The following is a 22277-nucleotide window of genomic DNA, read 5'->3' on the forward strand; positions in this document are numbered from 1 at the left end:
CGGGAGATCGCGGAAATGAGCAAACTGTCGCTGACGGGGCGGCGAGAGGTTCATCTGGAACTAGTGTTGCGGGCGTTCACGGCGCCCTCAGGTTGCTTCTTTCCCGAGCCTGCCTTAGGGGACGCGGAATAGCTGCATAATCGATGCGGCGTTCTACTTTCTACTCGCTCGGAATATACCCATGCAAAACACCCTGTTCCTGCACATCGGTATGCCGAAATGTGCCACAACGACGGTGCAGGCCTATCTCGCCAATCACGCCCCTCGTCTGCGTCATGAAGCTATCCATTATGACCTTCATCCAGATGATCAAACAAAGAATCAGGGCAACGCGGCACATCTCGCAGCCGATATCCTCAACGGGAGGCTGGAAAGCGCCGAGGCCCTGTTAGAGCATTTTCTGGATCGAGATGGCACGGTCGTGCTCAGTAGCGAAATGCTGATTGCAGCGGGTCGAACCGCCGAGACCGGTCGCGTGTTGGAACGTGTAAGGCAACTAGGTTTCGTGCCTCAGGTGGTGTGCTATCTACGACGCCAGGATTTCTGGATCGAGTCAGATTTCAAGCAGCATGTGAAAGGTCATAGCGCGTGGGTCGGCAGCATTCACGAACTGGTCGAAAGGCGTGCGGAGCGGCGTACGCTTGATTATTGTTGGATGCTGGAGAACTGGGCGAACCTCGTCGGGAGCGAGAATGTCCATGTCATCCCCCTCAACCCGTCGCAATCGAGAAGCTACGCGGTCGAGCGCTTCCTTACTTTGCTGGGTGCGGCTTCCGAGCCGGACGATGGACGACGTGATAGCAACGTCAGTCCGCCGACCGGCCTGATAGAACCTGCGCGCTACATCAAGCGCGAGGCATTGCGGAAAGGGCATTCGATTGAAGATGTTGCCGCACAGGTGCAAGACTTCATCCGGACCGCCCCTTCGCTCATCGACGTTCCGGCTCGAAAATTCGTTCTTCCTCAACGCACGCGGCTGGACATGGTTGAAGAATATGCCGCGTCCAATGAGGCGCTGGAACGCAGGTTCCTGAGCGGCAAAAAGGCGTTCGACGACGCCGTGCCAGGTGGCGCCGATGAACCTCCGGTCGAGGAAGAGGTGTCCGATATTCTGGCTGCCTATGCTCTCAGGCCACAGAAGATAACGATGCGGGGCGGCCTCACGGAAAGGCTCTCGCAGCCGTTGAGGGCATTTCGGCGTCTGCGTCAACGACAGGCGTGATGCACCGCAGCAATGTCGAGGTCATGGCAACATAGCTAGGGAGACCAACGCATTCCGGTTTCAGCTTTCCGGATGCCGGATAGAAAACCGCGCCTCGTTTCAGGGGCGCGGTTCAGGTCTTGCAGCTGGCGCTGACGATTAGCGGCGCAGGCCGAGGCGCTTGATCAGGTCCTGATAGCGGGCCTCGTCGCGGTTCTTGACGTAGTCCAGCAATTTCCGGCGGGTCGCGACCATTTTCAGGAGACCACGGCGGCCGTGGTTGTCCTTCTTGTGGGTCTTGAAATGCTCGGTCAGCGTGGCGATGCGCGAGGACAGGATGGCGACCTGGACTTCAGGCGAACCGGTGTCGCCTTCCTTGGTGCCATATTCCTTCATCACGCGGGCTTTTTCTTCAGCTGTGATCGACATCGGGATCTCCTTTTCAAGGGTTTGGGTGACGGCACAGGCCGGGATGTCGTCCAGCACAGGCCCGTGGATACGCCCGACGAACGGATTCGACGGACGAAGCTGGCATATAGAAAAGATCCTTCGCGATGGCAAAGCCTAAATGTGACGCGCAACACGGATCAGGCGGCAACAAGGCCGGATGTGACCATGCTGCTTAGCGAAATCATCGCTATATCCGCCGGGGCCAGCCCGGCCTCGCCCGCCACCTGCGCGATCAGCCTGTCATCGATCAGGATTCGGGTCTGACCGGGCGATTCCGGGTCGGTTTCCATGGAGATATTCGGCGGCTGCGAGGCTCCCCGGCTGTCATCCCAGACAAAAAGCAGGGTGTCTTCTTCGGCCGTATAGTCGATCAGCGTGACCGGGGCAGTGTCATCAAGCCAATCCCCCAGGATGATCGCGTCATTGCCCTCCCCGGCGGTGACCACGTCTGCGGTGCCGGTGAGGATTACGTCATCGCCGCCGCCGCCGTTGAGATAGTCCTGCGTCATGGTCTCACCGGCTCCCGGCAGGCTACGTTCAACGGTGCCATCGAGCGTGTCATCACCCCAGCCGCCGAAGATAGTGTCGGCTCCCGCGCCGCCGGAAAGGAGATCGTCGCCGAGCCCGCCCTGCAGCGCGTCATTCCCCGCGCCACCAGCGAGCAGGTCATTCCCGCCCGAGCCCTGCAGCGCGTCATCGCCCGCATTGCCCTGAAGGTGATCGTCCGCTTCATGTCCGACCAGCAGGTCGGCGCCGTCACTTCCGTAAAGAGCATCCTCTCCGGCTTCGCCATGCAGCTCATCCGCACCCGGCCCGCCGACGAGCGTATCGTCATCGCCGCCGCCAAAGGCTATGTCATCCCCCGCCCCGGCAGCGATCAGGTCGCCGCCCCCATAGCCGCCGATCTGGTCATCGCCTAATCCGCCGAGCAGATCGTCGGCTTCGCCGGTCCCGACGATCACCAGATTGTCGGTCTCGCTTTCAGTCGCTGAATCCTCATCATCCACCTCGGTCAGCGGTACGATCTCCACCAATGCGACCGATCCGACCGCCATCAAACCCATCAAACCGGCGAGCCAGAGCATAAATGCCTTCCAATCCCTTGAACGCGGATGCGCAGCCATCCGCAAGCCATGGAACACCATCGCTGTCGATAAGGCAAAACCATTCGGATCGGAGGGTTAACAGCGCCTTACCCGGTCCCGGTCAGGCATCCGGCATCAGGGTGCCAGCGTATCGGCTGCTGTAGATAGGGCAGGTAGAGCGGGTGCCTGGGATGTCCTGCCTTGGTCAGGCCAAGATGATAGAGCTGTGGCGCGCATCCATGCAGCAGCTCGGTCACCTGAACCCCGCGCTCCATATGCGCCCCATGCGTACCCCAGGCGGCGATCACCTGATCCGCCCAAGCCGCGCCTTCACGCAGACAAGCGTCATTGTCGGCGCCGACTGGCTCGGCCGCGGCGCGCATCTTGCGCGGATCGGTCTCTCGCTAGGCGAAGATATTGGTAACCCGGAAAGCTCCGAACCCGAGCGCCCGCGCGCGTCTTTCGCAGCGCTCGACCGTGGGGTCGTTCTGCACTTCGGTCGCCTTGGACGGATTCAGCATGACGAAGAGCACACGGCGCCCGGCAGGGTCCCAGATCCGCGTCAGGCTGTAGCGATAACGCTCGCAATCCGAATATACGGCTGTCGAGGGCGCGTCGTCCTTGATATGACTGCGGGTAATCATGCCCTGCTTGTGCCATTCCGGCCTGACGTTCTCAAGCCAATGTCCGCCATTGGCGGGTCCAGACGTCAGGCGAGGTTGAAAACCCGGCTCGGGTGCAGTTCACCGGCCTTGTAGCGCCCCACCGCGACGGCGCGGCCCTCGTAGGAGGCCCAGCATTCCTCGCCATATTCGACATCCTGCGCCAGCACCATACCGGGGTTGCCGTTGCGCAGCTTCGTCGCGCCCTCGGGCGTCGCCTTCACCTCGGGCAGATCCTGCAACCCCTGTTCCAGGGGCAAAAGATGGGTATCGAGCTCCGGCGTTTTGGCGAGCGCGTCGATCTGCTCCAGGCTCAGGCCCGCGCCCGCTTCGAACGGTCCCGACCAGGTCCGGCGCAGCTCGCGCACATGGCCGAGGCAGCCGAGCTTGCGCCCCAGATCGCGGGCGATCGAGCGCACGTAGCCGCCCTTGCCGCAGACCATTTCCAGTGTCACGTGATCGGCATCCGGCCGATCGATCAGCAGCAGGCTCTCGACCCAGAGCGGACGCGCGGCAAGTTCCATTTCCTCACCGGCGCGGGCCAGCTTGTAGGCGCGCTGTCCGTCCACCATCACGGCGGAAAACTGCGGCGGCACCTGTTCGGTCTCGCCGACAAACGCGCCCAGTGCATCCTTGATCGCCGCGTCATCGGGGCGCAGGTCGCAGGTTTCCAGCACCTCCCCCTCGGCATCGTCGGTATTGGTCGAAATCCCGAGCCGGACGGTAAAGACATAGGCTTTCAGCGCGTCGGTGATATAGGGCACGGTCTTTGTCGCCTCGCCGAGCGCTACGGCCAGAACCCCTGTCGCATCCGGGTCAAGCGTGCCGGCGTGACCGGCCTTCTTCGCATCGAGCGCCCAGCGGACCTTGTTGACCACACTGGTCGAGGTCGGCCCGGCGGGTTTATCCACCACCAGCCACCCCGAAATATCCCGCCCCTTGCGTTTGCGCCCCATGATTACACCCTTATGCTTGCTGCGCGGCGGTCTCTATCCCGTGACGACAGCGCTGCCCAGACCCCCAGGGGCAATTTAGCCAAGAAATCGCACCGCGGGCAATTCAGCCTGTTGCGGCAGGCAATGGCGCGTCGCGCGGTGCTATTGCGCGGGCACGACGACACCGATGATCGGCCCCAGGGAGCTGAACCCGAGGTCATTGCGGCCAAGGTCCGGCGCCCGCAGCCGCGAGACATTGCCGTCGAAGTAGAGCGCGTTGCGCAACTTCAGCCTGTCGCGAAAAAAACTGCCGAACTGATGGAAGGTCACCGGCGCATCAGAAATCACGAAGAACGCCCTGCTACTATCGGCACTGGTGCCCACCCCGTTGCGGACATAGCGCGACTCGCTGTCTTCGAGAAACTTCGGATGCAGCTCGCCATCGATGACCAGCATCGGTCCGGATTGCGTGGCGTCGCGACAATCCGGCTTCTCGCGCAGATAGCGCAGCGTCTCGATCACGTCGGCACGGTCCTCGCGCAGGCAGAACACGCCGTTCGGCAGCAAGCCGAAATTCCCCGGTCCGGCGTTGCTGATCACGCCGCGGCGCTGCTCGCCATCTTCGATATAGTGACCGACCGGGCTGCGGTCCTCGTGATACATGCCCGCGTTCATCGCGAAGCCGAGCTGCAGCCCGTCCTTCTCGAGCGCGGCTTCCAGCGTGCCGAAGAAACCATAGGGACGTTCCGTCTCGTCATAGAGAAAGAGCCGCAGTCTCTCGCGCGTCACATCGACCTCGCAAACCACGTAGCCCGCGGTCTCATGCTGCATCTGCGCACATTCCGCCGCCGCGCCGATCCCCGGCAGCATTGTCAGCAGTAGCGCTGCGATGAGGCCGTTCCTGATCACTCCCCGGAATCCTCCTGCGGATCGCCATCCGGCGCATCGTCGGGGGCCTCGGCATCGCGGCGCACGACGTCCTGTGCCAGCATCCGCCGGGTTTCGTCCATCCGGTCGAAGGTCTCATCGAGCTGAAACCGCAGATCCGGCGCGAACTTCAACGTCAGCTTCTTGGAGACCATGCGCCGCAGCTCGCCCTTGTTGCGGGCCAGGAGCTTCAGAACCTCGTCCTGCCCCTGACCGCCGAGCGGCAATACATAGGCGGTGGCGATTTTCAGATCGGGGGAGGCGCGGACTTCGCCGACGGTGATGGACATGCGGTTGAGTTCTGGGTCATGCACGTCGCCGCGTGCCAGAACCTCGGACAGCGCCCGGCGGATGGTTTCGCCCACACGAAGCTGTCGTTGCGACGGGCCTGCGCCCTCATGAAATTTGTTCTTTGCCATTCGCCCCATCTAAGCCTTCGCCAAGGCTTTGCCAAGCCGGACGGCACAGGCTAAACTGGCTTCAGACAGCGCGAGGAACATGAGATATGACGCAGACACCGGGGATCGCCATCACTGGCGCGTCGGGCCGTATGGGCCAGATGTTGATCAGGCAGGTGAGCGAAAGCGACAGGCTGCATCTGAGTGGCGCGATCGATCAGCCCGGACATCCTTGGGTCGGTCAGGATGTCGGCACCGCCATGGGCGGCAGTGCGCTCGGTGTCATCGTCAGCGACGCAGCGCGCGAAACGATCGCCGGGGCCGACGCGGTCATCGACTTCACCGCCCCGGAAGCAACGCTGCATTTCGCCGAAATCGCCGCCGAGACCGGGGTGGTCCATGTGATCGGCACCACCGGCATGAGCGATGATCAGATCGCCGCGCTCGGATCCGCGGCGCAGAAGACCGCGATCATCCGGGCGGGCAACATGAGTCTCGGGGTCAACCTGCTGACCCAGCTGACCCGCAGGGTCGCGGCGGCGCTCGATGAGGACTTCGACATCGAAATCATCGAGGCGCATCACAACCAGAAGGTCGATGCCCCCTCCGGCACGGCGCTGATGCTCGGAGAGGCAGCGGCAGAGGGGCGCGGCGTCTCCCTTTCGCAGGTAGCGGATCGGGGCCGGGACGGGATCACCGGGGCGCGCCGACGGGGCGACATCGGCTTTACCGCGATCCGCGGCGGAGACATCGTCGGGGAACATGACGTGTTGTTCGCGGCGGCGGGCGAGCGGATCGTGCTGCGGCATCTGGCGAGCGACCGGGCGGTGTTTGCCCGCGGGGCGCTGAAGGCGGCGCTCTGGGGGCAGGGCAAGGCACCCGGGGAATATGACATGATCGACGTGCTGGGGCTCAAGGACTGAGCGTAAACGGCGGCAGGCCCGGCGCGTTCTCTTTGAAAGAGAACGACCGGAATTTCGCGAAAATTCCGGTCACCGTCAGAAATCGACGGCGATGCCCTTTTTCTCCCAATCGCCATAGCGCACCGGCTCGGGGCCGTCCCGCCCGCCGAGCTCCGGCGGCAAGGCCTGCGCTTCGGCTCTCTCCCGGCGCTCCCGCGCTTCGGCCAGCGCACGCTGCGCCGCCGGGGGCAGCTCGGCAGCGCCTTGTGGCTGGGGATTGTTCGGCAGGTCCGGCGACGGGGACGGCCGGGTCGGGTCCGGCCGATCCGGATTGGGTTGCGGTGCCGGTTGCGGCGGCAGGTCGGGAGCGGGAGACGGGGCAGGGCGCGGATCGGGCATGTCTATCCTCTTGAGGCGGGTCCATCCTTGATATACGTCGCCCCATGGCCCAGACAAGCCGAAGCAACCCAACGCGGGAGAGATCCATGTCAGACACCGGGATTCAGGCACGCAGATCTGCGGTATATCTGCTCGATCAGGTTCTCGGAGAGGGACGCCTGCTTTCGGAATTGCTCAGCGGCGGCGCGCTCGAGCGGCTTCCCCCCGAGGACCGCGCCCGCGCTCAGCGCCTGGCCAGCGAGACCTTGCGGGGCCTGGAGCGGGCCGACCGGCTGCTGCAGAAACATCTGTCCAAGAACCCGCCGCTGACCGTCCGCAACGTGCTGCGCCTCGGTACGGTCGAATTGTGCAACGGCGGGGCCGCACATGGCGTGGTCAATGCGATGGTCGGGCTGGTCTCGAAACACCGCGAGCTGAGCCATCTCAAGGGGCTGACAAACGCGGTGCTGCGCAAGATCGCCGCCGACGGACCGGAAGCCTGGGCCGTCCTGCGGGCGCCGCGTCTGCCTAAATGGTTGCGCAATCCTCTGATCGAGGCCTGGGGCGCTGACTCCATCGCGGCCATGGAGATCGCCCATTTCGCCGGTGCGCCGCTCGATCTGAGCGCACGCGGAGATGCCGCGGCGCTGGCCGAGCTGGTGGGCGGCGAGCTGCTGCCAACCGGATCGGTCCGGCTCGCCACGGGCGGGCAGGTCTCCAGCATGCCGGGATTTGCCGAGGGGCATTGGTGGGTGCAGGACGCCGCAGCCGCCCTGCCTGTCAAGGTGCTGGCGCCGCAGAAGGGGGAGACGGTGCTCGACCTCTGCGCGGCGCCGGGCGGCAAGACGCTGCAACTGGCTGCTGCCGGGGCGCAGGTCACGGCGGTAGACAGTTCCGCCCCGCGCATGGCCCGGCTGAAGGAAAATCTCGCCCGGGTGCACCTCCCCGCGAAGACCCGTGTGGCGGATGCCCGCGAGATGAGCGGTCACTACGACGCGATCCTGCTCGACGCGCCCTGTTCGGCCACCGGCACGATCCGCCGCCACCCCGACCTGCCCCATGCCAAGGACGGCGCGGAATTCGCTGCCCTCATCGATCTGCAGGAGACGTTGATCGATCATGCCTGGAGCCTTCTGAACCCCGGCGGGCGGCTGGTCTTCTGCACCTGTTCTCTGTTGCCCGACGAGGGCGAGGTGCAGGTCGACGAAGCGCTCGAACGCCACGGCGACATGCGCGTCGACCGGGCGGCGCTGGACCTGCCCGGGGTCGAGCCGGGCTGGATCACCGAAGAAGGCGGGCTGCGTCTGCGTCCGGATTACTGGCCTGACCGCGGCGGGATGGACGGATTCTATATCGCCTGTCTGCAAAAGACCGGCTGATCAGACGTTGTCGGGCGGCACGGGCTGGCGCAGATAGGCCGAAAGCGGAATATCCACCAGCCCGCACAGCCCCAGCGCCGCTCGGTCTTCCGCCGCCAGCGCATCAATCGCCACGCTGATCGCCTCGAAGAGAACGGCGCGGTCGGCGCCACGGGCGGAGATATAGGGCAGACCGGGGCTCGGCGCGCTCCAGTCGAGCACTCTTAGCCTGTCGGCGAAAGGCTCATGGCGCCGGATCAACCGCCAGCTCATCGCATCGAGCGCGGCGATATCGGCCCGACCCTCGGCCACGGCCCTGGCCGATTGCAGATGGCCATGGCTTTGCCGACAATGCCGGAACCAGATGCCCAGTCGCGCGGCATGGGCGTGAGCGGCGGCGAAGCCCGATTGCGAAAACCTATCATTATAGACAAAGCGCGCGTCGCGAAACCGGCTCAGGGTTTCACGTGGATCATTGCGACGCACCACGAAGGCGCTGCGGTAATATCCCGGCGGACAGCCCTCCAGCCCATAGTCCGGCGTGCCGATCAGGGTCACATGCGCGCGCAGCCAGAGCCGCAGCGGCAGCCCGCAGGTCTGGCTGAGCAGAAGGTCCGGCGCGCGCCAGACCGACAGGGGCGGCGCATCGTTGGACAGCGCGGCTGGGCTGTCGATGCCTCGCACGGCCAGCGCGCCGCGGATCGCCGACCAATAGCGTGCCTCGGCGCCACTGGTGGCGGAATGGCGATACATCATCAGACTGGCAATCATCGCGACCGTCCTTTCGGACCCGCAGTCTAGCCGCGCCTCCGCGATCCGCAACGCAAGTGTCGGCGCGCGCCTGGAACGGAATTGCGGTGACTTGCCGGTGCCGCGCGGTTATGCTCCCGACAAACGCCGACAGAGCGTCAGGGCAGCGATATGTTCACGAGCACCAGCCTGAAGGCGCGCAGGGCGCGTTTTCTCAACCTGTGGCATGCACGGGCCGCGACCTGCGGGGCCGCGCCGCCGACCGGTTTCGTCTCCATGCCCGAGCCCCGCACCATCGGCTCCCCCGCACGCGGCGCGCAATTGCTGGCCGGAGATTACCGGTTCGCCGGGCTGCGGATCGAGACCCCGGACACCAGCCTTTGGGCCCTGACACCGCCGAGCCCCGCCTATGCCGCAGAGCTGCATGGATTTGCCTGGCTCGACGATCTCGCCGCGCTGGGCAGTGCGGCGTCGCGCAAGCGCGCTCAGCGCTGGCTCTGGGAATGGACCGAGACCTATGGCCGCGGCGAGGGGCCCGGCTGGACGCCGGACCTCACCGGGCGGCGACTGATGCGCTGGATCAACCATGCGGCCTTCCTCTTGCGCGGCCGTGGGGACACCGCGCGAGAGGCATTCTACCGATCGTTGCAGCAGCAGACGCGGTTCCTGGCGCGGCGCTGGCACGGCGCAGCCCCCGGTCTGGCCCGTTTCGAGGCGCTCGGAGGGCTGATCTGTGCGGGTCTCTCGCTGGAAGGGCGGGGGGCTCTGGCCGATCCGGCCATACGGGCGCTGGCTCAGGAATGCGACCGTCTGATTGACGATGAGGGCGGATTGCCGACGCGCAATCCGGAAGAATTGCTGTCCGTCCTCACCCTGCTGACCTCGGCTGCCGCGGCGCTGAGCGATGCCGGGCGCGGCACGCCCGCGGCACTGCTCGACGCGATCGAACGAATCGCGCCGACCTTGCGCAGCCTGCGTCATGCCGATGGCGGGCTGGCGCGGTTTCATGGCGGTGGCCGGGGAGCCGAAGGCTGGCTCGATCAGGCGCTTGCCGCCGCCCGGGTCCGAAAGGGGCGGCCCGACGGGCTGGCGATGGGCTATGCCAGGCTCTCGGCGGGGCGCAGCAGCGTGATCGTCGACGCCGCCACACCGCCCATCGGCGTGGGTTCCGGCAATGCCCATGCCTCGACCCTGGCTTTCGAGCTGACCTCCGGGCGCCGGTCGCTGGTGGTCAGTTGCGGATCCGGCGCGTCCTTCGGAGCGGCCTGGCGCAGGGCCGGGCGTGCGACCCCCTCCCATTCGACACTGATACTCGGCCAAAGGTCCAGCGCCCGGCTCGCCGATCCGGATCCGAAGACCGGCATCGAAGCCCTTGTCGAGGGGCCGCGTCACGTGCCGGTCGAGCTCTCCCCGGAGAGAGGCGGCAGGCGTTTCCAGGGCGGCCACGACGGGTATGTGCCGAGCCATGGGCTGACCCATGCGCGCACGCTGGACCTGACCCTCGACGGGCGCGGGCTATTCGGCGAGGACATGCTGCTGGCCCTGACCGATGCGCAGAAGCGCCGCTTTGACGCGGCGCGCGACTCGGCGGATCCCGCCGGGACGAGTTTCGAGATCCGCTTTCACCTGCATCCGGAAGTCGCGGTGACGCTCGATCCTGACGACGACGCGGTCTCGCTGATGCTGAGGAGCGGCGAGATCTGGATGTTTCGCCACGACGGCACCCGGAATTTGGCCCTCGAACCGAGCGTTTACCTGGATTCCACGCGGCCGGAACCGCGGGCGACGCAGCAAATCGTGCTCTTCGGAGAGGCGCTGACTTATGCGTCGCGTGTCAGGTGGTCCTTGTCCAAGGCGCAGGAAACTGCGATTGGCGTGCGGGATCTCTTCCGCGACGACCCCTTTCCAGCCGACGATTGACAAAAGGACCTGCCGATGCCCGATCTCTACCCCGTCTCCCGCGCCCTCATCTCCGTCTCCGACAAGACCGGCCTGACCGATTTCGCCGCGGCACTGGCGGCACGCGGTGTCGAATTGCTGAGCACCGGCGGCACCGCCAAGGCGCTGCGCGATGCCGGGCTGACGGTCAGAGATGTTTCAGAGGTGACCGGCTTTCCCGAGATGATGGACGGACGGGTCAAGACGCTGCATCCGGTGGTGCACGGCGGGCTACTGGCGCTACGCGACAGTGACGATCACGTCGCTTCGATGCAGGAACACGGGATCGGCGCGATCGATCTGGTGGTGGTCAATCTCTATCCTTTCGAGGCGACCGTGGCGAAGGGCGCCGGTTATGACGAGGTGATCGAGAATATCGACATCGGCGGCCCGGCGATGATCCGCTCGGCGGCGAAGAACCACGGTTACGTCAACGTCGTCGTGGATGTGCAAGATTACGACGCGGTGCTCGCCGAGCTGGAGGCCAATGACGGCAAGACCAGCTATGCGCTGCGCCAGCGCCTGGCACAGACCGCCTATGCGCGCACCGCGGCCTATGACACGGCGGTCAGCAACTGGATGGCGGGCGAGGTCGGCGGTACCCCGCGGCGGCGCAGTTTCGGCGGCACCCTGGCGCAGGAGCTGCGCTACGGCGAAAACCCGCATCAGCAGGCGGCGTTCTACAGCGACGGGTCCGAGCGTCCGGGTATCGCCACGGCGGTCCAGCATCAGGGCAAGGCGCTCTCCTATAACAATATCAACGATACCGATGCCGCCTTCGAACTGGTCAGCGAGTTCGATCCCGCCGACGGCCCGGCCTGCGCGATCATCAAACATGCCAACCCCTGCGGCGTGGCGAAAGGCGGCAGCCTGCTCGAGGCCTATACCCGCGCCTTCGATTGCGACCGGACCAGCGCGTTCGGCGGGATCATCGCGCTCAACCGGAAGCTCGACGGGCCGACGGCGGAGGCGATCAGCGGGATCTTCACCGAAGTTGTCATCGCCCCCGGGGCCGATGAAGACGCTTTAGGTATTTTCAGTCAGAAGAAGAACCTGCGCCTGCTCACCACCGAGAGCCTTGCCGCTCCCGACGCTGCAGCGCTGGCGTTGCGGCAGGTGTCGGGCGGCTACCTTGTGCAGGACAGGGATGTCGGACGCATCAGCCGCGATGATCTGAAGGTGGTGACCAAGCGGGCGCCCTCTGCGCAGGAGCTCGAGGATCTGCTCTTTGCCTGGGTCGTGGCGAAACATGTGAAGTCGAACGCGATCATCTATGTGAAGGACGGCGCCACCGTGGGGGTCGGGGCCGGACAGATGAGCCGGGTCGACAGCACTAGGATCGCGGCGCGCAAGGCACAGGACATGGCCGAGGCGACCGGGCTTTCCGCGCCGTTGACGCAGGGTTCCGTGGTGGCGTCGGATGCCTTCTTCCCGTTTGCCGACGGGTTGATCACCGCCGCCGAGGCCGGGGCGACGGCGCTGATCCAGCCGGGCGGCTCGATGCGGGATGACGAGGTCATCGCCGCGGCCGACGCGGCAGGGCTGGCCATGGTCTTCACCGGCATGCGCCACTTCCGGCATTGAGCAGGCCAGTCATGCGGATCTTCATCCTCTCCGGGATCGCGGCCTTCTTCGTCGATCAGCTCAGCAAGTATCTGGTGATCCACAGCATGGAGCTGGCGCGGGTCCGCGCCATCGACGTCTGGCCACCGCTGCTGAACTTTCGCTACGGTGAGAACCGTGGCATCAATTTCGGCCTCGGCGGCGACATGAGCCAATGGGTGTTGATCGTGCTGGCGTTGGTGATCTGTGCGGCGGTGACGATCTGGCTGGCGCGGACAAAGGTCTCGGTCTGGGCGCGGATCAGCGCCGGTCTGCTGGTTGGCGGGGCGCTGGCCAACGTGGCGGATCGGCTGATCTACGGATATGTGCTGGATTTCCTCAACATGTCCTGTTGCGGTATCGTCAACCCGTTCGTTTTCAACGTGGCGGATGTGTTCATCTTCGCCGGGGCGATGGGGTTGATCCTGTTCACCGGCGACAAGGACAGGGCCAAGACCGGCGCTGCGAAGCGCGCGGCACGCGACAATAAGTCGGAGCCGTGATCCCCGGCTTGCGAAAAAGGTCAGTGACATTGTCTGCCCGCCTGCGATATTGAGAGCCTGAGTTTGAGGAGACATGCCATGCGCCGCCTTGCTGCAATCGCCCTGATCCCGGTCCTGCTTGCTGGCTGCAGCAACCAGGGTCTGCGGACCCTGAACAACCCCGCCGCAGGGCCGGATGAATTCATGGTCTCTCCGGTCAAGGCGCTGGAAGCTCCCGCGGATTACGGCAGCCTGCCGGTTCCGACGCCGGGTCAGGGCAATCTCACCGATCGCTCGGCCCTGCAGGAAGGGGTCATTGCCTTTGGCGGGACGCCGCAATCGGGAGCCGGGCCGGTTCCGGCGCAGGACACTGCGCTGGTGCGCCATGCCGGGCGTCTGGGCGTGGATCCGGCGATCCGTGGGGATCTGGCGCAGCGCGATGCCGATTTCCGCCGCGGGCGGGCGCGGCTCACGCAGTTCCGGATCGTACCGGTGGATCGCTACAACCAGGTCTATCGCAGACAGGCGCTCGATGCCGAGCGTGAAGCCGACCGCTGGCGCCGGGCCGGGGCGCGGACCCCTTCCGCGCCGCCTGCGGAATAGGGCAGCACGGTTACAAATCCGTTAGATGCCTTGAACAGGCGGCCGGGTGGCGTAGGTTGCGACTGGAATTGTCTGTTCAAAGGAATCCCCATGTTTCGAATGCCGGTTATCGCGGCGTTGCTCGCTCTGGCCCTTCCCGGTCCAGGGCGCAGCGCCGAGGCCGAGGCCAACGAGGCGGTCAGCCATTTTACCCTCGACAACGGCATGGAGGTCGTGGTGATCGAGGATCACCGTGCGCCGGTGGTGCAGCAGATGCTCTGGTATCGTGCAGGCTCCGCCGACGAGCCCAAGGGCTCTTCCGGGGTCGCGCATTTTCTCGAGCATTTGCTTTTCAAGGCCACCGACAAGCTGGAAGCGGGGGAGTTCTCTGCGGTGGTGGCGGCCAATGGCGGTCGGGACAATGCCTTCACCAGCTATGATTACACCGCCTATTTCCAGCGCGTCGCCGCGGATCGGCTGGAGCTGATGATGAAGATGGAGGCCGACCGGATGAAGAACATCCGTCTGACCCCGGAGAACATCGAGACCGAGCGCGACGTGATTATCGAGGAACGCAACCAGCGCACCGAGAACAGCCCCGGCGCGCTGTTCAACGAGCAGCTCAACGCGGCGCAATATCTCAATCACCGCTACGGCACGCCGGTGATCGGCTGGATGCACGAGATGCAGGAGCTCGACCTTGAGGATGCGCTGAACTTCTACCAGCTCTATTATTCGCCCAACAACGCGGTTCTGGTCGTGTCAGGCGATGTCGAGCCGGAGGCGGTCAGGGCGCTGGCCGAGACACATTACGGCGCGATCCCGGCCAATCCCGACCTGCCCGAGCGGCTGCGCACCGAGGAGCCGCCGCAGCGCGCCGAGCGGCGTCTGACCTATCACGACGAGCGGGTGGCCCAGCCCTATGTCAGCCGGTCCTACCTGGCACCGGAACGCGACCCGGGCGCGCAGGAAGCGGCGGCGGCGCTGACCATCCTCGCGGAAATCCTCGGCGGCGGCACGACCTCCTATCTCGCCGAGAAGCTTCAGTTCGACAGCCAGGTGGCCACCTATACCGGCGCTTTCTATCGCGGCACGTCGCTGGATGACACGACATTCAATTTCGTGGTGGTTCCGGCCGAGGGGGTGAGCCTCGAACAGGCCGAGACGGCGATGGACGCGGCCCTGGCGAGCTTCATGGAAGAGGGGGTGGACGCCGAGCAGCTCGACCGGATCAAGCTGCAGATCCGCGCCCAGCAGATCTATGCCCGCGACGATGCGGATGCCGTTGCCAACCGCTATGGCAGCGCGCTGACCTCGGGGCTGACCGTGGCGGATGTGCAGGCATGGCCCGGGATACTCGACGCGATCACGGCAGGGGACATCATGGCGATGGCCGAAAAGGTATTCGACCGGCGCGCATCGGTGACCGGCTGGCTGATGAAAGAGGAAGCTGCGCAATGAGAATGATCTATGCGGTAATGTTCTGGCTAGTGGCGGTGCTGCCCGCCGCTGCCGAGGTCGAGATCCAGGAGGTGATCAGCCCCGGTGGCATCAAGGCTTGGCTGGTCGAGGAGCATTCGATCCCCTTCACCGCGCTCGAAATCCGCTTTCGCGGCGGGGCGTCTCTGGATGCGCCGGGCAAGCGCGGGGCGATCAACCTGATGACCGGGCTGCTCGAGGAAGGCGCAGGCGACATGGATGCGCGGGAATTTGCCCGGGCGCAGGAATCGCTGGCCACTTCCTTCGGCTTTGACGTGGGCGACGACGCGTTGAGCGTCTCGGCCCGGTTCCTCAGCGAGAACCGCGACGCTTCGGTGGCGCTGCTGAAAGCGGCGCTGCAGGAGCCGCGGTTCGATGCGGAGGCGATCGAGCGGGTGCGCGGGCAGGTGCTGTCGATCATCCGTTCCGATCTGAAAGACCCGGACGATATCGCGCGGGCGAAGTTCGATGAGATCGTTTTCGGTGGCCATCCCTATGGCAGTTCGCTCAACGGTACGCTCGAGTCCGTCGCGGCGCTGACCCGTGACGATCTGCTCACCGCGCAGGATGCGGTGCTGGCGCGCGATCGGATCTATGTCGGTGCCGTTGGCGACATCGCCCCCGCAGAGCTGGGCGCGCTGCTCGATGACCTGCTCGGCGGCCTTCCCGAAACCGGCGCCGGGATGCCGGAACGCGCCGAAGTGCACTTTCCCGGCGGTGTCGAAGTGGTGGATTTTCCGACGCCGCAATCGGTGGCGGTCTTCGGGCAGAAGGGAATCAAACAGAGCGACGACGATTTCTTCGCCGCGACCCTGCTCAACCAGGTGCTCGGCGGTGGTTCCTTCGAAAGCCGGTTGATGCAGGAAGTGCGGGAGAAACGCGGGCTGACCTATGGGGTCTATTCCTACCTGGCGCCGCGTGATCTGGCGGAGACCTATCAGGGCTCGGTCTCTTCGGCCAACGACCGGATCGCCGAGGCCATCGAGGTGATCCGTGCCGAATGGGCGCGCGCCGCGGCCGACGGCGTGAGTGTCAAGGAGCTGGAGGACGCGAAGACCTATATCACCGGAGCCTATCCATTGCGCTTTGACGGCAATGGGCCGATCGCCAAGATCCTCGTCGGGATGCAGATGCTTGGCCTGCCGATCGACTATATCGCCACGCGCAATGAGAAGGTCGAGGCGGTCACGCTGGAAGATGTAAAACGCGTGGCGGGGGAGCTTCTGGACCCCGAGAGGTTGCAATTCGTCGTCGTGGGGCAGCCGGAAGGGCTGGAGACACTCGGCGAGTAGGCCCCGCAGTTCTTGCAGAGGCAAAGGGCCCGGCGCAGGCAATCTGCGCCGGGCTTTTCTTTGTCAGGCGTTCCAGGCCCGGTCGCCGCTCTCGTCCCTGACCCGTGTGGGCAGGCCGATCCGGTCGAGCACGGTGAAGAACGGCTTGGGATCGAGTTCCTCGACATTCTTCATCGCCTTGGCATCCCATTCGCCCATGGCGATCAGCATCGCCGCGGCCACCGGCGGCACGCCGGCGGTATAGGAGATCCCCTGAGAGCCGACTTCCTCATAGGCGTCCTTGTGATCCGCGACGTTATAGACGAAGACCTCGACCTCCTTGCCGTCCTTCACGCCTTTTACCAGATCGCCGATGCAGGTCTTGCCGGTGTAGTTCGGCGCCAGCGACGCCGGATCGGGCAGGCAGGCCTTGACCACTTTCAGCGGCACCACCTCCTGCCCCTCGGCAGTGATCACCGGCTGTTCGGACAGCAGGCCGATGCTTTTCAAGACCGTGAAGACGTTGATGTAATGCTCGCCAAATCCCATCCAGAAGCGCACGTCGGCATGGGGGTAATTCGCCGCCAGCGAATGCACCTCGTCATGGCCCGACATATAGGCTGTCTGCTTGCCGACCACCGGCAGGTCCCATTCGCGGCCCACCTCGAACATCGCATTCTCCTGCCAGGCGCCTTCCTGCCAGGAATAGACCGTGCCGGTAAACTCGCGAAAGTTGATTTCAGGATCGAAATTGGTGGCGAAATACTTGCCATGGCTGCCGGCATTGATGTCGACGATGTCGATGCTCTTCACCTCGTCCATGAACTCGTCGATGGCGAAACGTGCGAAGGCATTGACCACGCCCGGGTCGAACCCGGCACCGAGGATCGCCGTGACCTCCTTCTCGGCGCAAAGGTCACGCTTCTTCCATTCGTAATTGGCATACCAGGGCGGGGTCTCGCAGATCTTGTCGGGCTCTTCGTGGATCGCCGTGTCGATATAGGCGGCGCCGGTCTCGATACAGGCATCAAGCACGCTCATGTTGACGAAGGGTGAGCCGACGTTGATGACGATCTGCGCGCCGGTCTCGTTGATCAGCCGCGCCACTGCGGCGCTGTCGGTCGCATCGACCTGATGGGCCTGCAGAACGCCCTCGGTCTTCATCGACTGTTTCTCGCGGACGGAATCAAGGATCGTCTCGCATTTCGAAAGTGTCCGGCTGGCGATATGGATATCGCCCAGCACGTCATTGTTCTGGGCGCATTTATGCGCAACAACCTGAGCGACGCCGCCCGCGCCGATGATGAGAACGTTCTTTTTCAAAGCAAGAACTCCCTTTGCAGTTACATTTTGCCCGCGGGCACTCGATTCACGACAGGGCTGCCGCGAAATCCTCATAGGTGAACTCCCGGACCAGCCTTTCGGTCCCGTCCAGCTCCCGGATCGCAATACCGGGCATGCGCACCCCGTTGAACCAGTTCTTCTTCACCATCGTATAGCCGGCGGCATCCTGAATGCTCAGCCGGTCCCCGGCCTTCAGCGGCGCCGGAAAGCGGAACTCGCCGAACACATCCCCCGCAAGGCAGGATTTGCCGCAGATCATCCATTCTTCCGGCCCGGCATTCGGCGCGATCTTGGCGCTTTCGCGGTAGATCAGCAGATCCAGCATATGCGCCTCGATCGAGCTGTCGACGATGGCGAGGTTCTTGCCGTTGTAAAGCGTGTCGAGCACCGAGACTTCGAGCGTCGTAGAGTTGGTGATCGCCGCCTCGCCGGGCTCGAGATAGACCTGCACCTCATGTTCACCGGCAAAGCGTTTGAGCCGTTCGGCAAGCCGGTCCAGCGGATAGCCCTCGCCGGTAAAGTGAATGCCACCGCCCAGGCTGATCCAGCGCATCTGGTCGATGATATGGCCGAACCGCGACTCGATCTGGCCGAGCATCGCATCGAACCGCACGAAATCGGCATTCTCGCAATTGTTGTGGAACATCAGTCCGGTGATCTGCGCCATCACCGGCTCGATCCGCGCCGGATCATGCTCCCCGAGGCGGCTGAACCGGCGCGCCGGATCAGCCAGATCGAATTCCGAGGTCGAAATTCCCGGATTGACCCGCAGCCCGCGTACATGATTTCGGGAGATCTCCTCGAACCGTGAGAGCTGTCCGACCGAGTTGAAAATCACCTTGTCGGAGCTTGCCAGCACCTCGTCGATCTCATCCTCCGCCCAGGCCACCGAATAGGCATGGGTCTCGCCGGGGAATTTCTCGCGCCCGAGTTTGACCTCGAACAGCGAGCTCGAGGTCGTCCCGTCCATATATTCGCTCATCAGGTCAAAGACCGACCAACCGGCGAAGCATTTCAGCGCCAATAGCGCCCTAGCGCCGGATTTTTCCCGCAGATGGGCAATTTTCTCGAGGTTCGGCAGCAGCCGGGACTTGTCGATGAGATAATAGGGGGTCTGCATCATATCTGCCTCCACAGGTCAGGGGCCGCGGGAATATTGCTCCTTAAGGATTTCGGCCCGGCTCGACAAGCCCTCGTGGCTGCCGTCCTGGCTCATTCGCCGTAGGGCACCCAGATGTTCTTCACCTCGGTTGCCGCCTGTAGAAATTCCCGCCCTTCGCCCTCGGCCCCGAGCCAATCGCGCGCAAAACCGTTGTTGACCCAGCTGCGTTTGATATTGCTCGCCGCGCCGCGCTCGACCACGCAGGACAGCGCTTCTGCACCGAAACACCAGACCGCGTCGATATCCATGTGCCGCGCCATCGGTTCGGCCAGTTCCTCCTGCCTGCCGGTCAGAATATTGATGACCCCGGCCGGCACGTCAGAGGTTTCCAACACTTGAATGAAGTCGCTCGCCGCCAGCGGGAAGGGCTCGCTCGCCGCCAGGATCACCCGGTTGCCCATGGCAATGGCCGGAGCCATGCAGGAGATCAGACCCAACAGCGGCGCCTCGGCCGGGCAGAGCGCCCCGATCACCCCGACCGGCTCCTTCATCGCCAGCGCCACACCGCGGATCGGCACGCCATGCACCTGACCATCGTATTTGTCGGCCCACGCGGCATAGGTGAACAGTCGCCGCACGCCGACCTCGACCTCCTTGGCGCCAGCTTTTCCGCCCTGCAGCGCATCGAGCCGCCGGGCGAATTCATCGCTGCGCGCGGCGAGGTTCTCGGCGATGTAATATAGGATCTGTGCGCGCAGATGCCCGGTGCTGCGGCTCCAGCTCTTTGCGGCCTGAGCTGCCTCCACCGCATTGCGCAGGTCCTTGCGGTTGGCGAGGCTCACCTGACCGAGCAGCGCCCCGGACTTGCCCCAGACCGGCGCCGAATAACCGCTGTCAGGCCGCGCCTGCTTGCCGCCGATATAGAGCTTGGCGGTCCGATCAATCGACGTTTCCGGGCTACCGTCGCCGCTGAACGGAACGATCTCCTTGAGCCGCTTGCGACTGCCCCTAAGCCGAGTATAGCCCGCCAACCCCTCCCAGCCGCCTTCGCGCCCGAACCCGCTCTCGCGCACACCACCGAAACCGGCAGCGGCATCCATAAGATTGGTGCCGTTGACCCAGACGATCCCGGCAGCCAGTTGCGGCGCGACATCTAGCGCGAGGTTGATATTCTCCGACCAGATTGTGGCGGCCAGCCCGTAGCGGCTGTTATTGGCCAGCTGCACGGCCTCTGCCGGGGTGCGGAAGGTGGTCGAAACCAGAACGGGCCCGAAGATCTCCTCCTGCATCAGCGCATCCGCCGGGTTGAGTCCGGTGATCAGCGTCGGGGGATAAAAGCATCCCCCCTGCGGCAACTCGGTATCAGCGACATAGCGCTCGCCCGCCGCGTTCGCCGCGACCATCTCGCTGACCCGCGTCAGCTGCATCGGATCGACCAACGCGCCGACATCGATGCTCTTGTCCATCGGATCGCCGATACGCAGCCGGTCCATCCGGGCGCGCAGCTTGGCATAGAACCGCTCCGCCACCGGCTCATGCACCAGGAGTCGCGACCCGGCGCAGCAGACCTGTCCCTGATTGAACCAGATCGCATCCACCAGCCCCTCGACCGCCGAGTCGAGGTCGGCGTCGTCAAACACGATATAGGGCGACTTGCCGCCCAGCTCGAGGCTCAGCGCCTTGCCGGAGCCAGCGGTCGCGGCACGGATCTTGCGCCCCACCTCGGTGGAGCCGGTGAAGGCGATCCTGTCGACATCCGACTGCACGATCATCTCGCCCACCGCCCCGTCGCCGGTAACGATGTTGACCACGCCCTTGGGCAGCCCGGCCTCCCGACAGATTTCGGCAAATAGCAGCGCGGTGAGCGATGTATATTCCGCCGGCTTCAGCACCACGCAATTGCCCATCGCCAGCGCCGGGGCGATCTTCCAGGCGAGCATCAGCAGCGGAAAATTCCACGGGATGATCTGCCCGCAAACCCCAAGCGCCTCGGCATCGGGCAGCTCGCTCTCCATCAACTGCGCCATGCCCGCGTGATAATAAAAATGCCGCTGCGCCAGTGGCACGTCGATATCCCGCGCCTCGCGGATCGGTTTGCCGTTGTCGAGCACCTCCAGCACCGCGAAAAGTCGACTGTATTTCTGCAGCAACCGCGCCAGCGCATAGAGATAGCGTGCCCGGCCATGTCCGCCGAGCCCGGCCCATTTGCCCTGCGCCCGCCGCGCGGCCCGCACCGCCGCATCGACATCCGCCGCGCTGGCCTGGCTCAACTCGGCCAATACTTGCCCATTGGCCGGATTGCGGCTCTCGAAACCTTCGCCCGGCGCGGTAAAGCAGCCGTCGATGAAATGCCCAAACCGCCTGCCGCGTGCTTCGAGCCAGGCCTGTGCCTCGTCGACGCATTCCGGCGCCGCCCCGTAGTCGAGGCTCTCGAAGATCTCGGAAACGCTCATCGCTTCACCCTTTCAAAAATACTCACTGCCACGGCCGCACCGCCGTGCCTCAGCTGCTGGCGTGACGATACCCGGCCGAATAGCTGCCGGTGACATGATGCTCGAGCTGCCGTTCGATGTCGTTCAGCAGCGAGGAGGCGCCGAAGCGGAACAGTTCGGGCCGGGTCCAGCGCTCGCCGAGCTCTTCCTTCATCATCGCCAGGTAGGTGATCGCATCCTTGGCCTTGGAGATCCCCCCGGCGGGCTTGTAGCCGACCCTTATACCGGTGCGCTCGTGATAGTCGCGGATCGCCCGGATCATCGTCAGGGACACCGGCAAGGTCGCGTTGACGCTCTCCTTGCCGGTCGAGGTCTTGATGAAATCCGCCCCGGCCATCATGCAGACCAGCGAGGCGCGCGCGACATTGCGCAGCGAACCGAGCTCGCCGGTGGCCAGGATCGCCTTCACATGCGCTTTGCCGCAGGCCGCGCGGAAAGCGCGCATTTCGTCGTAAAGCGCCTGCCAGTCGCCCGACAGCACGTGACGTCGGGAGATCACGATGTCGATCTCGCTGGCCCCGGCGGCGACGCTGCGCTCGATCTCGGCGATGCGCAGGTCGAGCGGCGACAGCCCGGCCGGGAAACCGGTCGAGACGGCGGCGATCGGAATGCCGCTGCCCTGCAGCGCCGCGCGTGCCGCCGGAATCATCTCGTGATAGACACAGACCGCCCCGGTGGTGATCGGCCCCATGCCGAGCGCATCGAGCAGGGACCTGTCCACCGGCTGGCGGGCCTTGGCGCAGAGCCGTTCCACCCGTCTTTCGGTGTCATCTCCAGAAAGCGTGGTGAGATCGATACAGGTGATGGCGCGCAGCAGCCAGGCTGCCTGATGCGCCTTCTTGACCGAACGCCGCGCAGGCAGCGACGCGGCGCGCCGCTCGATCGCCGAGGTGTTGGCCTGAAGCGACCGCAGCCAGTCCATGTCGAGCGGTACCGGTT

At 64.7% G+C, this 22277-nt stretch carries 20 protein-coding genes and 1 pseudogene; 9 read left to right on the forward strand and 12 right to left on the reverse strand.

Annotated features, from left to right (window positions below):
* Nucleotides 1-181: 181 nt before the first annotated feature.
* Complete coding sequence (locus ACFSUD_RS09075) at nucleotides 182-1222, forward strand: hypothetical protein (RefSeq protein WP_386373599.1); 1041 nt, start codon at nucleotides 182-184, stop codon at nucleotides 1220-1222.
* Nucleotides 1223-1360: 138 nt separating this feature from the next.
* Here ACFSUD_RS09075 and rpsO read toward each other — a convergent pair whose 3' ends face one another.
* The 6 genes and pseudogenes from rpsO to rbfA all read right to left on the reverse strand — a co-directional run bounded on the left by rpsO (nucleotide 1361) and on the right by rbfA (nucleotide 5679).
* Nucleotides 1361-1630, reverse strand: a complete 270-nt coding sequence (rpsO, locus tag ACFSUD_RS09080) for a 30S ribosomal protein S15 (protein ID WP_386373601.1) — start codon at nucleotides 1628-1630, stop codon at nucleotides 1361-1363.
* 158 nt (nucleotides 1631-1788) lie between these two features.
* The gene (locus ACFSUD_RS09085; protein WP_386373603.1) at nucleotides 1789-2736 is read right to left on the reverse strand and encodes a calcium-binding protein; all 948 of its coding nucleotides are present in this window, start codon (nucleotides 2734-2736) and stop codon (nucleotides 1789-1791) included.
* Between the two features lie 107 nt (nucleotides 2737-2843).
* Nucleotides 2844-3380: pseudogene (locus tag ACFSUD_RS09090) on the reverse strand (DUF1643 domain-containing protein).
* 65 nt (nucleotides 3381-3445) lie between these two features.
* The gene (truB, locus tag ACFSUD_RS09095; RefSeq protein WP_386373605.1) at nucleotides 3446-4354 is read right to left on the reverse strand and encodes a tRNA pseudouridine(55) synthase TruB; all 909 of its coding nucleotides are present in this window, start codon (nucleotides 4352-4354) and stop codon (nucleotides 3446-3448) included.
* Between the two features lie 141 nt (nucleotides 4355-4495).
* Nucleotides 4496-5203 (reverse strand): phosphodiester glycosidase family protein, encoded by a 708-nt coding sequence (locus ACFSUD_RS09100; RefSeq protein ID WP_386373744.1) that lies wholly within the window; start codon nucleotides 5201-5203, stop codon nucleotides 4496-4498.
* A gap of 35 nt (nucleotides 5204-5238) precedes the next feature.
* Entirely contained in the window at nucleotides 5239-5679 is a 441-nt protein-coding gene (gene rbfA / locus ACFSUD_RS09105; protein WP_386373607.1) for a 30S ribosome-binding factor RbfA, read from the reverse strand.
* Nucleotides 5680-5765: 86 nt separating this feature from the next.
* Between rbfA and dapB the strand changes: the two genes are divergently transcribed.
* Entirely contained in the window at nucleotides 5766-6581 is an 816-nt protein-coding gene (gene dapB, locus ACFSUD_RS09110) for a 4-hydroxy-tetrahydrodipicolinate reductase (protein ID WP_386373609.1), read from the forward strand.
* Nucleotides 6582-6656: 75 nt separating this feature from the next.
* On the opposite strand, the gene ACFSUD_RS09115 is transcribed toward dapB, so the two are convergent.
* On the reverse strand, nucleotides 6657-6848 hold the full coding sequence (locus ACFSUD_RS09115) for a DUF1674 domain-containing protein (RefSeq protein ID WP_386373746.1): 192 nt from the start codon (nucleotides 6846-6848) through the stop codon (nucleotides 6657-6659).
* Nucleotides 6849-7045: 197 nt separating this feature from the next.
* Here ACFSUD_RS09115 and ACFSUD_RS09120 point away from each other — a divergent pair, with 197 nt between their 5' ends.
* Nucleotides 7046-8317, forward strand: coding sequence for an RsmB/NOP family class I SAM-dependent RNA methyltransferase (locus tag ACFSUD_RS09120; RefSeq protein ID WP_386373611.1), 1272 nt, complete (start codon nucleotides 7046-7048; stop codon nucleotides 8315-8317).
* Here ACFSUD_RS09120 and ACFSUD_RS09125 read toward each other — a convergent pair whose 3' ends face one another.
* Nucleotides 8318-9067 (reverse strand): phosphate/phosphite/phosphonate ABC transporter substrate-binding protein, encoded by a 750-nt coding sequence (locus ACFSUD_RS09125; RefSeq protein WP_386373613.1) that lies wholly within the window; start codon nucleotides 9065-9067, stop codon nucleotides 8318-8320.
* A 150-nt stretch (nucleotides 9068-9217) separates the two neighbouring features.
* On the opposite strand from ACFSUD_RS09125, the gene ACFSUD_RS09130 reads away from it, so the two are divergent.
* The 6 genes from ACFSUD_RS09130 (at nucleotide 9218) to ACFSUD_RS09155 (ending at nucleotide 16421) form a co-directional block, all read left to right on the forward strand.
* A complete protein-coding gene (locus tag ACFSUD_RS09130; protein WP_386373615.1) occupies nucleotides 9218-10966 on the forward strand; it encodes a heparinase II/III family protein in 1749 nt (582 codons plus the stop codon).
* 15 nt (nucleotides 10967-10981) lie between these two features.
* Entirely contained in the window at nucleotides 10982-12568 is a 1587-nt protein-coding gene (gene purH / locus ACFSUD_RS09135; RefSeq protein WP_386373617.1) for a bifunctional phosphoribosylaminoimidazolecarboxamide formyltransferase/IMP cyclohydrolase, read from the forward strand.
* Between the two features lie 11 nt (nucleotides 12569-12579).
* Nucleotides 12580-13089, forward strand: a complete 510-nt coding sequence (gene lspA, locus ACFSUD_RS09140) for a signal peptidase II (RefSeq protein ID WP_386373619.1) — start codon at nucleotides 12580-12582, stop codon at nucleotides 13087-13089.
* 78 nt (nucleotides 13090-13167) lie between these two features.
* Entirely contained in the window at nucleotides 13168-13671 is a 504-nt protein-coding gene (locus ACFSUD_RS09145; protein WP_386373621.1) for a DUF3035 domain-containing protein, read from the forward strand.
* A 99-nt stretch (nucleotides 13672-13770) separates the two neighbouring features.
* The gene (locus tag ACFSUD_RS09150) at nucleotides 13771-15111 is read left to right on the forward strand and encodes a M16 family metallopeptidase (RefSeq protein WP_386373748.1); all 1341 of its coding nucleotides are present in this window, start codon (nucleotides 13771-13773) and stop codon (nucleotides 15109-15111) included.
* Nucleotides 15108-16421 carry a M16 family metallopeptidase gene (locus ACFSUD_RS09155; RefSeq protein ID WP_386373623.1) on the forward strand — a complete coding sequence of 438 codons (1314 nt, stop codon included), beginning with the start codon at nucleotides 15108-15110 and terminating at the stop codon, nucleotides 16419-16421. The genes ACFSUD_RS09150 and ACFSUD_RS09155 overlap by 4 nt, the downstream gene beginning before the upstream one ends.
* Nucleotides 16422-16484: 63 nt before the next feature.
* Here the strand turns inward: ACFSUD_RS09155 and ACFSUD_RS09160 are convergent, their stop codons facing one another.
* The 4 genes from ACFSUD_RS09160 to deoC all read right to left on the reverse strand — a co-directional run bounded on the left by ACFSUD_RS09160 (nucleotide 16485) and on the right by deoC (nucleotide 22260).
* Nucleotides 16485-17723, reverse strand: coding sequence for a saccharopine dehydrogenase family protein (locus tag ACFSUD_RS09160; protein WP_386373625.1), 1239 nt, complete (start codon nucleotides 17721-17723; stop codon nucleotides 16485-16487).
* A 46-nt stretch (nucleotides 17724-17769) separates the two neighbouring features.
* The gene (locus tag ACFSUD_RS09165; RefSeq protein WP_386373750.1) at nucleotides 17770-18864 is read right to left on the reverse strand and encodes a carboxynorspermidine decarboxylase; all 1095 of its coding nucleotides are present in this window, start codon (nucleotides 18862-18864) and stop codon (nucleotides 17770-17772) included.
* 92 nt (nucleotides 18865-18956) lie between these two features.
* Nucleotides 18957-21299 carry an aldehyde dehydrogenase family protein gene (locus ACFSUD_RS09170; RefSeq protein ID WP_386373627.1) on the reverse strand — a complete coding sequence of 781 codons (2343 nt, stop codon included), beginning with the start codon at nucleotides 21297-21299 and terminating at the stop codon, nucleotides 18957-18959.
* A gap of 49 nt (nucleotides 21300-21348) precedes the next feature.
* Nucleotides 21349-22260, reverse strand: a complete 912-nt coding sequence (deoC, locus tag ACFSUD_RS09175) for a deoxyribose-phosphate aldolase (RefSeq protein ID WP_386373752.1) — start codon at nucleotides 22258-22260, stop codon at nucleotides 21349-21351.
* Between the last annotated feature and the right edge of the window lie 17 nt (nucleotides 22261-22277).

Origin of the sequence: Sulfitobacter aestuarii (genome assembly GCF_042685005.1) — a bacterium.
Taxonomy (GTDB): domain Bacteria; phylum Pseudomonadota; class Alphaproteobacteria; order Rhodobacterales; family Rhodobacteraceae; genus Sulfitobacter; species Sulfitobacter aestuarii.

Bases quoted from the DNA above. Each gene is read 5' to 3' on its own strand.
- ACFSUD_RS09165 (WP_386373750.1), bottom strand. From the start codon at position 18,864: ATGCAGACCCCCTATTATCTCATCGACAAGTCCCGGCTGCTGCCGAAC.
- ACFSUD_RS09120 (WP_386373611.1), top strand. From the start codon at position 7,046: ATGTCAGACACCGGGATTCAGGCACGCAGATCTGCGGTATATCTGCTC.
- ACFSUD_RS09075 (WP_386373599.1), top strand. From the start codon at position 182: ATGCAAAACACCCTGTTCCTGCACATCGGTATGCCGAAATGTGCCACA.
- lspA (WP_386373619.1), top strand. From the start codon at position 12,580: ATGCGGATCTTCATCCTCTCCGGGATCGCGGCCTTCTTCGTCGATCAG.
- ACFSUD_RS09085 (WP_386373603.1), bottom strand. From the start codon at position 2,736: ATGCTCTGGCTCGCCGGTTTGATGGGTTTGATGGCGGTCGGATCGGTC.
- truB (WP_386373605.1), bottom strand. From the start codon at position 4,354: ATGGGGCGCAAACGCAAGGGGCGGGATATTTCGGGGTGGCTGGTGGTG.
- ACFSUD_RS09100 (WP_386373744.1), bottom strand. From the start codon at position 5,203: ATGCTGCCGGGGATCGGCGCGGCGGCGGAATGTGCGCAGATGCAGCAT.
- ACFSUD_RS09155 (WP_386373623.1), top strand. From the start codon at position 15,108: ATGAGAATGATCTATGCGGTAATGTTCTGGCTAGTGGCGGTGCTGCCC.
- ACFSUD_RS09170 (WP_386373627.1), bottom strand. From the start codon at position 21,299: ATGAGCGTTTCCGAGATCTTCGAGAGCCTCGACTACGGGGCGGCGCCG.
- ACFSUD_RS09130 (WP_386373615.1), top strand. From the start codon at position 9,218: ATGTTCACGAGCACCAGCCTGAAGGCGCGCAGGGCGCGTTTTCTCAAC.
- rbfA (WP_386373607.1), bottom strand. From the start codon at position 5,679: ATGGCAAAGAACAAATTTCATGAGGGCGCAGGCCCGTCGCAACGACAG.
- ACFSUD_RS09145 (WP_386373621.1), top strand. From the start codon at position 13,168: ATGCGCCGCCTTGCTGCAATCGCCCTGATCCCGGTCCTGCTTGCTGGC.
- rpsO (WP_386373601.1), bottom strand. From the start codon at position 1,630: ATGTCGATCACAGCTGAAGAAAAAGCCCGCGTGATGAAGGAATATGGC.
- ACFSUD_RS09150 (WP_386373748.1), top strand. From the start codon at position 13,771: ATGCCGGTTATCGCGGCGTTGCTCGCTCTGGCCCTTCCCGGTCCAGGG.
- purH (WP_386373617.1), top strand. From the start codon at position 10,982: ATGCCCGATCTCTACCCCGTCTCCCGCGCCCTCATCTCCGTCTCCGAC.
- deoC (WP_386373752.1), bottom strand. From the start codon at position 22,260: ATGGACTGGCTGCGGTCGCTTCAGGCCAACACCTCGGCGATCGAGCGG.
- dapB (WP_386373609.1), top strand. From the start codon at position 5,766: ATGACGCAGACACCGGGGATCGCCATCACTGGCGCGTCGGGCCGTATG.
- ACFSUD_RS09125 (WP_386373613.1), bottom strand. From the start codon at position 9,067: ATGATTGCCAGTCTGATGATGTATCGCCATTCCGCCACCAGTGGCGCC.